The organism is Petrocella sp. FN5 (assembly GCF_029210395.1).
Classification (GTDB): domain Bacteria; phylum Bacillota; class Clostridia; order Lachnospirales; family Vallitaleaceae; genus Petrocella.
On record NZ_JARGDP010000028.1, the window covers coordinates 25,620 to 38,410 of the forward strand.

At 40.2% G+C, this 12,791-nt stretch carries 7 protein-coding genes; all 7 read left to right on the forward strand.

Translation table 11 applies throughout. The features are described 5' to 3' along the window. The first annotated feature begins 3 nt into the window (after positions 1 to 3). Positions 4 to 1,857 (forward strand): DNA mismatch repair endonuclease MutL, encoded by a 1,854-nt coding sequence (gene mutL, locus P0N36_RS08680; protein WP_275842453.1) that lies wholly within the window; start codon positions 4 to 6, stop codon positions 1,855 to 1,857. Beyond that, positions 1,854 to 2,795 (forward strand): tRNA (adenosine(37)-N6)-dimethylallyltransferase MiaA, encoded by a 942-nt coding sequence (gene miaA, locus P0N36_RS08685; RefSeq protein WP_275842454.1) that lies wholly within the window; start codon positions 1,854 to 1,856, stop codon positions 2,793 to 2,795. The genes mutL and miaA overlap by 4 nt, the downstream gene beginning before the upstream one ends. Positions 2,796 to 2,920: 125 nt before the next feature. Further along, complete coding sequence (hfq, locus tag P0N36_RS08690; RefSeq protein ID WP_125135680.1) at positions 2,921 to 3,151, forward strand: RNA chaperone Hfq; 231 nt, start codon at positions 2,921 to 2,923, stop codon at positions 3,149 to 3,151. A 13-nt stretch (positions 3,152 to 3,164) separates the two neighbouring features. Beyond that, entirely contained in the window at positions 3,165 to 4,466 is a 1,302-nt protein-coding gene (locus tag P0N36_RS08695; protein ID WP_275842455.1) for a methionine gamma-lyase family protein, read from the forward strand. 68 nt (positions 4,467 to 4,534) lie between these two features. Then, positions 4,535 to 7,201, forward strand: coding sequence for a cation-translocating P-type ATPase (locus P0N36_RS08700; protein WP_275842456.1), 2,667 nt, complete (start codon positions 4,535 to 4,537; stop codon positions 7,199 to 7,201). A 99-nt stretch (positions 7,202 to 7,300) separates the two neighbouring features. Then, positions 7,301 to 9,937 (forward strand): alanine--tRNA ligase, encoded by a 2,637-nt coding sequence (alaS, locus tag P0N36_RS08705; protein ID WP_275842457.1) that lies wholly within the window; start codon positions 7,301 to 7,303, stop codon positions 9,935 to 9,937. Between the two features lie 255 nt (positions 9,938 to 10,192). Beyond that, positions 10,193 to 12,791, forward strand: a 2,599-nt coding sequence (locus P0N36_RS08710; protein WP_330683996.1) for a cation-translocating P-type ATPase, incomplete at its 3' end; no start/stop codon positions are given.

Consider the following 12,791-nt stretch of genomic DNA (forward strand, 5'->3'; position numbering starts at 1 on the left):
CACTTGAGCATTTTGTTGCTGGACCAGAATACAATTAATAAAATTGCGGCAGGGGAAGTCGTTGAACGACCGGCTTCTGTCATAAAGGAATTGGTAGAAAATGCAATCGATGCAAAAGCAGATGCGATTACCATTGAAGTTAAAGAGGGCGGTCTTAAGTTTATACGTATTACGGATAACGGATCCGGCATTCATAAGGATGATGTCAAAGCCGCATTTCTTAGACATAGTACCAGCAAAATAAAGGATGAACAAGACCTTGCAAGTATTATGTCTTTGGGATTTCGTGGTGAAGCCTTGGCCAGCATTGCCTCAGTCGGAAGGGTTGAGCTGATTACCAAACAAGCATCTGAATCTGTAGGTATACGCTATATCATAGAAGGCGGTGTCGAAAAAAGTTTTGAAGAAGTAGGGTGTCCCATAGGGACGACTTTTATGGTTAAAGACTTGTTCTATAATACGCCTGCAAGAAGAAAATTCATGAAAACCTCGTCTACGGAGCTTGGCTATATCTCGGATCTGGTTCAAAAACTAGCACTGGGTCATCCGAAGATCAGTTTCAAATTCATAAATGAGGGTAAAATCAAGCTTCAGACAACCGGAAATAATAAACTTAAAGATTGTATTTTTAGTGTGTACGGTATGGAGATGGCCAAGAACTTAATTGAAATAAACTGGCATTCTGACGGCATGCATCTTGAAGGCTTTATTGGCAAGCCTCATCTAAGCCGTGGTAATCGAACCTATGAAAATTACTTTTTAAATGGTCGCTATATTAAAAGCAAGGTTATAGAAAAAGCCATTGAAGATGGTTATAAGTCTAAGCTTATGCTGCACCAATACCCTTTTGTCACTTTTTATCTGCATGTAGATGCTAAAGATGTAGATGTAAATGTACATCCTACAAAAATGGAAGTGCGTTTTATGGAAGAAGCCAAAATCTTTCAACTGGTTTATAAAGGGATTGAAGCGGCTCTGAATAAAGAAGTATTGATTCCTCAAGTTAGTATTGAAAAAGAGAAGAAAGAAACATCTATGGTTTATGAACCGATACCGGAGCCTTTTGAGGAGAAACGAAAGAATTTGGTGGAAAATGAGACGATTATTAGCCATCATGAACCAACAGCAGCTATTAAAACGGAGATATTTTCTGAAGAAAAAACTAAAGAAAAGCCGATTGAAAAACAAGAAGCAAAGCCAGAAGAGACACCCTCAAAAACCTATAAAGGTGACCAAGTTGCTATGTCTGTAGAAGCATTTAGAGGTTCCTCTGCTGTTAGATCTCATAAAGTGGTGGGACAGCTTTTTGATACTTATTGGATTGTTGAACTTGAGGAAGAATATTATATGATTGATCAGCATGCTGCTCATGAAAAAGTATTGTATGAACGTATGGTGAAAAAACTAAGTAATAAGGTTGAGTTTGCTCAAAGGTTACTTGAACCGATTGTAGTGAATCTGTCTCTTCAGGAAATGAGCAGATATGAAACATATCAGCGGTTATTTGTAGATCTAGGCTTTGAAGTGGAAGCTTTTGGTGAAGAGGCTTTAATTATTCGGTCTGTACCCTTTGTGTTTGGAAAATCCCTTGAGGCCAATCAGTTTCTACAGATTCTGGACGGGTTAGCGGATAGTTTTATCGAGGATAAATATGACATTCTTCTGGATGATATTGCTTCGATGGCGTGTAAAGCTGCGGTAAAAGGTAATGATCGACTTTCCCAGAGTGAGTACATAGGGTTAATCGATGATCTGTTGACACTTGAAAATCCTTTTCATTGTCCCCACGGTAGGCCGACCATTATTGCTATGACCAAATATGAGCTTGAGAAGAAATTTAAGAGGATACAAGGATGAAACCACTTATTGTCATTACGGGACCTACCGCAACAGGAAAAAGTAAATTAGCGGTTCAACTGGCTAAAGAAATTCAAGGCGAGATTATTTCTGCCGATTCTATGCAAGTATATAAAGGGATGGATATTGGTACTGCCAAGGTTACCTTAGAAGAAATGGATGGTATAAAACATCATCTCATAGATGTACTAAATCCGGACGAAGGATGTAGCATCGCTAGGTTTCAAAAAATGGTTAAAGAAGCTCTGGCAGATATTTATGCCAGGGGTAAAGTACCTATTTTAGCTGGAGGGACTGGTTTTTATATTCAGTCTATTATCTATGATGTAACCTTTATGGACCATGTACCGGATAATAGCTATAGAGAGCGTCTTGAAGAAATGGCGAAAAATGGCGACAAGGCTCTACTATTTTCAATGTTAGAAGCGGTGGATTCGGACTCGGCAAAGACCATTCATATGAATAATACGAAAAGGGTGATTCGAGCTTTGGAATATTATCATATGACCAATGAGCCTATATCTCTTCATAATAGGCGGGAAAAAGAAAAACAATCTCCATACAATCTAGGATTCTATGTATTGAATATGGAGCGGGAATTGCTCTACAAAAGAATTAATGATCGTGTGGATCAAATGGTTGAAGAAGGCTTAGTAGAGGAAGTAAAAACGCTTTTGGAGCAAGGTTATAATAAGAGCTTAGTTGCCATGCAAGGTCTTGGTTACAAGGAAATTATTGGCTATCTGGAAGGTGAATATGATTTAAATGATGCCATCGATCTCTTGAAAAAGGGTACAAGGCATTTTGCCAAACGTCAATTGACTTGGTTCAAAAGAGAAAAAAATGTTAATTGGGTTAACTTACACGACTATAATTATGATATGATACAAGTTGTAAAATATATTTTAAAAGATATTGAAGTACAGAAGTTTTTGTAATACAATAGGGTTATGGTTAACGGGTCAATTATATAGTTTTGATGTCTTAACCAAAGCATTCAATAATAATCAAATCGTTGTTTGATAAGAGATATATTGAAAATATATCATAAGGGGGCAAGAGAATGAGCAAACCAATTAATTTACAAGATGTATTTTTGAATCAGGTAAGAAAAGATAAAATTACGGTTGTGGTTTATTTGACCAATGGTTTTCAACTAAAAGGCATCGTTAGAGGTTTTGACAACTTTATCGTCATCCTTGAGGCGGAAACAAAACAACAAATGATTTACAAGCATGCCATTTCAACCATAATACCTGCTAAAGAAGTACAATTAATGACTGAAGAACGCTAGAGAGGAATTCCATATGACAGACAAGATCTATAAACATCTTGGTATCTGTGATGATGTGATTTCGCATGTGAAAAAGATTGAAGACGCCCTATTTGATCGGTTTAATCAGATAGATCAAATAGCGGAGGTCAATCAACTGAAAGTCTTAAAGGCGATGCAAGACAATAGAGTCAGTGATACGCATTTTGCAGCAACCACTGGCTATGGCTATAATGATCTAGGTAGAGATACCTTAGAAAATGTGTATGCTTCCGTATTTAATGCGGAAGCTGCTTTAGTTCGTCCACAAATAATTTCAGGTACCCATGCGCTTCATATTGCTTTGGCAAGTCACTTAAGACCAGGCGATGAAATATTATCACCCGTAGGCAAACCTTATGACACATTAGAAGAGGTCATAGGCATAAGGGAGACACCGGGTTCTCTTTCAGAATATGGTATTACATACAGACAAGTGGATTTTCTGGACAATAAGAACATAGACTACCCCGGTATCAAAGAAGCCATACACGACAAAACAAAGCTGGTTGCCATACAAAGATCAAAAGGCTATGACATTCGTCCGACACTATCTCCTGAAAGCATTGGAGAAATCATAGGATTTGTCAAAAGCATAAAGCCGGATATTATATGTATGGTGGACAATTGCTATGGTGAATTTGTAACCGTAACTGAGCCTACGCATTATGGGGCAGATATGGTGGTAGGTTCGTTAATTAAAAATCCAGGTGGAGGTTTGGCACCAACAGGTGGTTATATCGTAGGTAGCAAAGCCTGTGTGGATATGGCTTCTTACCGTTTGACCGCACCCGGTCTTGGTAAAGAAGTGGGTGCAACTTTAGGGATTAATCAGAGTCTTTTTCAAGGTCTATTTTTAGCACCGACGGTTGTTGCTGCTGCGCATAAAAGTGCTTTGTTTGCTGCAGCGGTATTTGAAAGTCTGGGCTATGAAGTCATTCCGTCCAGTCAGACGGAGCGTTATGATATAATTCAAGCAATCTCCATGAAAAGCCCTGAGGCGGTTATCGCCTTTTGTCAAGGGATACAGATGGCAGCACCGGTTGACAGTCATGTGGTGCCGATTCCTTGGGCTATGCCGGGGTATGATGCTCCAGTCATCATGGCGGCTGGATCTTTTATACAAGGCTCCAGTATTGAGTTGAGTGCAGACGCACCTATAAAACCACCTTATACAGCTTATTTTCAAGGTGGTCTCACATGGTACCATGGTAAATATGGGGTAATGTGTGCATTGCAGAATATGGTCAATCAAAAGATAATAGAGATAGAGAACCATGTGAAAGATAGAGTTTAGCTACCATAAAAGAATGTGCAAGCAAGGCGAGGCGCAGCCACTTAGTTTGGTTGAGGGAGGTAATACCAATGAGTATGAAGATTGAAAAACCGTATGCATTAACGAAGGATGACATATTAAAAAAATTAGAGGTCAAGATAGATTCAGGCCTCAGTGAGGATGAAGTAGCAAAAAGACGTGCAGAATATGGGGAGAATGTGCTTGAAGCCAGAGAAAAGGTATCGGCTTTAAAGATATTCATGCACAACGCCAATAATATCATTGTGTATCTTTTAATAGTGGCTTCAGGAGTATCCTTTGCTATGGATGAACCTGTTGAAGGTTCTGCGGTTATTGTTGCCATCTTGATTGCGGTCTTGTCCGGATTTATATCAGAATACAAAGCTCAAAAATCAGTAGAATCTTTACAAAAAATGACAAGAACCGTGGCAAAAGTAAGACGTAACGGTAAGATTATGGAAGTGGAATCTCAACACTTGGTCATCGGAGATGTCCTGTATATTGAGGAAGGCGATCTCGTGACAGCGGACAGTTATATTATCGAAGACAAAAATTTCGCTACCATTGAATCGGCATTAACGGGAGAATCCGAATCGATGGATAAGACTTCCGATTTTGTCGGTGAAGAAGATACGTCTATTGGTGACAGAAAAAACATGGTATTTACCGGTACTGCAGCAACCAGAGGGAATACCTATGCCGTCGTAACGGCTATAGGCATGGATACGGAGATTGGAAAAATCAGTGACATGATTCGTACGGATGAAAAAACCATAACACCCCTTGAAGCCCAGTTGAACCGTTTAGGTAAAACATTAATACTTTTCTCAGCCATTGTGGCACTAGCGGTGACAGCCCTTGGCATATCATATGGTGAAGATTTATATGCTATGATAAAAATAGGTATCATTTTAGCGATTGCATCCGTTCCGGAAGCCTTGCCTGCAGTTTCTACCATAACCTTGGCTATTGGTATGAAAACCATGGCCTCTCACAATGCTTTGGTAAAGAGCTTACCGGCTGTAGAGACCTTAGGTTCCACTACAGTTATATGTACAGATAAGACAGGTACTTTAACAGAGAATCAAATGACAGTCAAACATATATACCATACATCCTTAGACCGTACCTTTGAAGTAGAAGGTGACGGGTATGATCCGGAGGGTGCTATTGTGGACTATGATGAAGCCCTAGAAGAACTCATTATTGCTGGCGTCTTATGTAGTAACGCAACCCTTGTAAAAGAAGAACAGGATTACAAAATAATTGGTGATCCTACAGAAGGTGGTCTTGTTGTTCTTGGAGAAAAGGCTTCTTTAACAAAAGATGCGCTAGAGAACAACGGCTATAAACGTATTGGAGAAGTTCCCTTTAATTCTACGGATAAGTATATGGTTACAGCTTATGATATAAAAGATAATGAAAAACGTCTTTTTATAAAAGGTGCACCGGACGTCCTCATGAAGATGGCTCAAGCAGAACAAAGCGATCTTGATCAGTGGAATAAGATAAACGATGACATGACCCATGAAGGCATGCGGGTTCTGGCCATAGCAGAGATTAGAAACTATCAGGACGCTACAGATGAAGCGTCTATGAGTAAGGCCCTAGAACAAGGGCTAGAGATTCTTGGTTTTGTTGGAATCATAGATCCGCCAAGAGAAGATGTTAAAGAAGCCATTAGGGTGGCTCAAGAAGCCGGTATTCGTGTAATCATGATTACAGGTGATCATCCCGGCACAGCCAGTATTATTGCACAGAAAATTGGTATGAATAATATTGATCAAGTCATAACAGGTAAAGAAATGGACCTTATGTCAGATGAAGCATTGGCCGAAGAAATTAAGACCACTTCTGTGTTTGCAAGGGTTTCTCCTGAAAACAAATTGCAAATTGTACGTGCTTTGAATATTGACGATGAAGTCACAGCCATGACCGGAGACGGGGTTAATGATGCACCGGCTCTTAATGGTGCAGACATTGGTATTGCCATGGGCATAAGAGGTACTGAAGTGGCAAAAGAAGCTTCGGACATGATTTTGACCGATGACCGTTTCTCTACAATTGTTGATGCGGTTAAAGAAGGACGGGTCATCTTTGATAATATGGAGAAATTCATTTATTTTTTATTCTCTTGTAACGTTGTGGAGATCTTAGCCATATTTTTAAGTATTCTGTTTAAGCTCCCGATTCCGATTCTTGCGCTACAAATCCTATGGCTGAACTTGGTTGTAGACGTATTGCCGGCAATGTCTTTTGCTTGGGAAACCGGTGAAGGGGACATTATGAAGCGCATGCCAAGAGATCCTAAGCAGGCGATTGTTAATAAAGCCTTTTTAGCAAAGATTGCTGTAAGTGGTATCTTAATCGGTGTGGGTTCACTAGCTGCTTTTGCCTATGGGTTATCTCGAGGTTACGATATAGATACAGCTAGAACCATTGCATTTGCTACCATGGCTTTTGGACAGCTCTTCCATGTACTGAATGTGAGAAGACAACATACTTTTGGATTGGATAAAAGCATTCTTAAGAATCCATTTCTAATTGGTGCATTGGCAATTGCTGCCTCACTGATGTTACTCGTCATATACCTGCCATTCTTTAATGATGTTATGTATACAAAACCACTGGATGCGTATAAATGGTGGGTAATCTTGCTTAGTGCTTCTGTACCGACAATATTGATACAAGGTTATGGCATCCTGAAAAGACGATTACAGCATAGCGTATCTTGACAAAGATGGCTAATATCATTATAATTTTAACGAGTGATTGGGATATTGAATATTTGTAGAATGGGTTTAAAGGCATCAATATAATTAGGAGGAACTATTGTGAAAAGTTACGGATTGAATGAACTTAGAAAAATGTACTTGGACTTCTTTGAGAGTAAGGACCATTTAAGGGCGAACAGTTTTTCCTTGGTGCCGCATAACGATAAAAGCTTACTATTGATTAATTCAGGCATGGCGCCTTTAAAGCCTTATTTCACTGGACAGGAAACGCCACCAAATAAAAGGATGACCACATGTCAAAAATGTATACGTACAGGAGATATCGAGAATGTAGGCAAGACGGCAAGACATGGTACTTTTTTTGAGATGCTAGGCAATTTCTCCTTTGGTGATTATTTCAAGGAAGAAGCCATTGCTTGGGCTTGGGAATTCTTTACACAAGTACTTGAAGTGCCTAAGGAAAGCTTATATGTTTCAGTCTATGAAGAAGATGATGAAGCAGAGAAAATATGGCATGAACAAGAAAAAGTGCCTATGAATCATATTGTGCGTATGGGTAAGAAGGATAATTTCTGGGAGCATGGCGCCGGTCCTTGTGGACCCTGTTCAGAGATCTATATTGACCGTGGCGACCAGTACGCTTGTGATGATCCAAACTGTGCCGTCGGTTGTGAATGTGATCGCTATGTAGAGATCTGGAATCTGGTCTTTACCCAGTTTGAGGCGACACCTGAGGGTGAATATATACCCCTTGATTTCCCAAACATTGACACAGGTATGGGACTTGAGCGTTTAGCGGTTATGATGCAAGGGGTAGAATCCATATTTGACGTGGATACCATCCGTGCCTTACGTGATGAAGTCTGTAATATTGCCAAAGTGACTTACAAAAAAGACCCTAAAACAGATATATCCATTCGTTTGATTACGGACCATATTCGGTCTGTAACCTTTATGACTTCAGATGGTATACTGCCTTCTAATGAAGGTCGGGGATATGTTCTTAGAAGACTCCTTAGAAGAGCGGCCCGCCATGGTAAGTTGCTTGGTATTGAAGGGGCTTTTCTAGCCAAGTTGGTTGAGGTGGTTATTGAAACATCTAAAGAAGCCTATCCGGAGTTATCGGAAAAGGAAGCTTATATCTACAAAGTGATTTCCATAGAGGAAGAACGTTTTGCAGAAACCATAGATCATGGTCTTAGTATCTTAAACGGTTATATTGAAGAAATTAAAGATGCCGGAGTTACGGAATTGGATGGAGAGAAAGCATTTACTTTGTATGATACTTACGGGTTTCCTCTGGATTTGACTTTGGAAATCTTAAGTGAAGTCGGCTTGAATGTAGATGAAACCAAGTTCAAAGCAGCTATGGAGGAGCAACGTCAAAGAGCAAGATCGGCCCGAGAAGAATCCAACTACATGGGTGCTAAAGAGACGGTGTATAACCAACTGCCTGTTGAACTTAGTTCCAACTTCATCGGTTATGAGCATCTTGAAGGCAAGTCTATCGTTCGGGCGTTGACGACGGATCAAGTCGTTCAAAAAGCAGTCAAGGGAGAAGAAGTGTCTATATTTGTAGATGAAACACCTTTTTACCCAACCAGTGGTGGACAACAAGCCGATCGAGGTACCATACTTTTTGAAAAAGGTGTTGTTGCTATTAAAGATGTCAAAAAACTCATGGGTGAAAAGATTGCTCATATCGGTCATGTGGTTGAAGGCGAAGTGGCCATAGGCGATGAGGCTTTACTTAAAGTGGACGTAAGTTATAGACATGCTACTATGAAGAATCATAGTGCAACACACTTATTGCAAAAGGCTTTAAAACATGTACTCGGTGATCATATTGAACAAGCCGGTTCGGCTGTTAATAGTGAGCGCTTGAGGTTTGACTTTACCCATTTTACAGGGATGACACCGGAAGAAATTAAAGCGGTTGAAGATGAAGTCAATGAGATGGTGCTTAAAGAGTTAAAAGTGAACATTGAAGAAATGCCCATCGATGAAGCTAAGAAAAAAGGCGCTATGGCACTTTTTGGAGAAAAATACAGTGATGTGGTGAGAGTCGTATCAATGGGAGATTATACCGTTGAGTTATGTGGTGGTACCCATCTTGGTAATACCATCGAAATAGGTACCTTCAAAATCATATCAGAAAATGGTGTGGCAGCAGGTGTCAGAAGAATAGAAGCTTTAACGGGAGAAAATGCGATTCGTTACTATAAGGATAAGGAAGCGACTTTAAAAGCGATTGCTGAAAAAATTAAAGTGGATCCTGGGAATGTGTTAAACAAAATTGAAAATCTTCTAGATGAGAATAAGCAATTGCAACAGGCTTTGGATCAATTAAAATCCAAATTGGCCAGTGGTGCGGTGGACGATCTTATTAATACTAAACAACAAATTGGAGATATACAGTTTTTGGGTGCTCAGGTTGACGGCGTGGATGTGAATCGTCTAAGAGATATGGGCGATAACTTCATGAATAAGTTAGACAATGGGGTTGTGGTTCTTGCTACAGCCAATGACGGCAAGGTAAGCTTGTTGGTTATGGCATCAGAAGGCGCTATTAAGCATGGTGCCCATGCCGGTAATATGATCAAGGGTGCTGCAGCGGTTGTAGGTGGTGGTGGCGGTGGACGCCCCAATATGGCACAAGCAGGTGGTAAAGACCCAAGTAAGATTAAAGATGCTTTGCTAAAAGCAGAAGAAATACTGATGGCGCAGATGAAATAAGAGTTGTAGGTGGGTCCCATGAAAACCCTTCGTTATCAACTTGACAAATACGATTTGATTTGTTATTATTCTTTTAATTCATCTATGAGGGAGTAACTGCCTATATGGGATTTATCATCGTCAAGACAGCGAAAGCTCGGTGATAAAGATACGACTTGTATTTTGTGAGACTCAATGAAGACCGAAAGGTTTTTTTGAGTCTTTTTCTATGGACTTTTCTAGATCTTCGGTATGTCAATCTAAGGAGAATCGTTTATGAAAACTTTTTATCAGATGTCACCGGAAGAAACGAAATCATTTTTTGAAGTACAGAATATGGGTCTAACAAAGGAACAAGTAGGCAAAAGTATTGAAAAACATGGCGAAAACAAATTAGAAGAGGTTAAGTCGGTTCATCCATTTGTGGTCTTTTTATCCCAGTTTAAGGATTTCTTGGTATGGATTTTATTGGTTGCAGCGCTTGTATCGGCTGTAATGGGCAAGCTTGAGAGTACTTTGGTTATCATAGCGGTGCTGATACTCAATGCCATCCTTGGAACAGTACAGCATGTTAAGGCAGAACAATCTCTTAAAAGTCTTAAGGCATTGTCATCTCCAAGTGCTAAGGTTATGCGTGAAGGGCAAATCATGGAAATCCCATCTGCCGGGGTGGTTGTTGGGGACATTCTGATTGTTGATGCCGGAGATTTTATTGCGGCGGATGGTCGCCTTATTGAAAGCTCAAGCTTGCAGCTGAATGAAAGTGCACTCACCGGTGAGTCCGTTAGTGTGGATAAGATGGTAGAACCTATTGGTAAAGATCATGTTCCTATAGGCGATCAGATTAACATGCTGTTTTCCAGTAGTTATGTAACTTATGGACGGGGTAAGGCTGTTGTTACGGCTGTAGGTATCCATTCTGAAATTGGGCGCATTGCAACACTGCTAAAAAGTGCTAAGGAAAAGTCTACGCCCTTACAACGTAATCTGGATCAGTTTGGCAAGAAACTGGCCTTATTTATTATTCTGATTTCTGCATTGGTGTTTGGACTAAGTATGTATCGTGGGACTGGGGTTATGGATGCCATGTTGTTTGCCATTTCTTTAGCGGTTGCAGCCATTCCGGAAGCTCTAAGCTCCATTGTGACCATCGTATTGGCTCTGGGAACCAGAAAACTTGCAGATCAAAATGCCATTATTAGAAAGCTGCATTCTGTGGAAAGTCTTGGGAGTGTTTCTATTATATGTTCGGATAAAACAGGTACATTAACTCAGAATAAAATGAAAGTTCAACATATTTACACAGACGGTGAACTGGTAGATGTGGCTGACATAAATAAAGAGGACAAATTACATTACAAGTTGGTCATGGCCGGATTATTATGCAGTGATGCCGTTACAACAGAGGATAAGAGAATTGGAGATCCAACAGAAATCGCTCTTGTTGATTTGGGGGAAAACCTACATTTAGATGAGCTTGTGGTAAGGGAATCCATACCTAGATTGTCCGAATTGCCTTTTGACAGTGATAGAAAATTGATGACAACTTTACAACATATCGAGGGTGAAGCCATTGTCTTTACAAAAGGTGCCATAGATGTTTTACTAAAGAGGTCCAAGTTCATTGAAAGCAAAGAAGGTGTTCGACCTATAGAGGAAGCAGATATTAGGGATTATGAAAAAATCAACCATAGCCTGTCCAATCAAGGGCTTAGGGTTTTGGCTTTTGCTTGGCGTAAAGTGGATGAGTCGACCTTGACCTTGGAACATGAAGATGAGATGATTTTATTTGGTCTTGTGGCCATGATGGACCCACCAAGAGAAGAGTCAGCAGCAGCTGTAGAAGACTGTCTTAAAGCAGGTATTAAACCAATCATGATTACAGGTGATCATAAGATTACAGCTTCAGCGATTGCTAGACAAATTGGAATCTTAAGAGGTGACGGTGTGGCCATTGAAGGGGCAAAAATCGAAGGGCTAACTGAAGAGCAGTTAATTGCCTTGGTTCCAAATGTATCTGTTTATGCCAGAGTATCACCGGAACATAAGATCCGTATCGTGAGTGCTTGGCAGTCACTTGGACATATTGTAGCCATGACTGGAGATGGTGTTAATGATGCACCGGCACTTAAACAGGCCGATATTGGCATTGCTATGGGCATCACCGGGACAGAAGTGGCTAAAGATGCTGCCAGTATGGTGCTAACCGATGACAATTTTTCTACTATAGTTAAGGCTATAAATAATGGTCGAAGCATTTATGATAATATTAAAAACGCGGTCAAGTTTTTGTTGTCCGGTAATACAGCCGGTATTCTTGCCGTCTTATACGCTTCAATTGTAGGCTTACAAGCACCTTTTGCACCTGTTCATCTGCTGTTTATCAATCTTTTGACAGACAGTTTGCCGGCAATCGCCATCGGCGTTGAACCGGCCCACGGACAGTTAATGAAACGAAAACCAAGGGATGCGCGTAAACCAATTTTGGACAGAGCTTTTGCGATAGAAGTACTTTTGGAAGGTATTGTGATTGCAATTGTAACCATGGCGGCTTACTACTTAGGACTAAATCAAGGCGGACATGGTGTGGCGATGACCATGGCTTTTGCTACGCTCAGTTTGTCCAGGTTGGTCCATGGTATTAATTGTCGTATGGATGAACCTTTGACGTTTAAAACCCTTTTTATGAATCCTTTTACCTATTTGGCTCTTGTACTGGGTGTGTTGTTACTGGGATCTGTCCTGTTACTACAACCATTGCAGAGCATCTTTGAAATCAGTCCTTTGACACCGACTCAGATTACAAGTATTGGGATTTTATCCTTAGTACCCCTTGTGGTTGTACAAGTTGGCAAACATGTACAAAAAGGTTTGC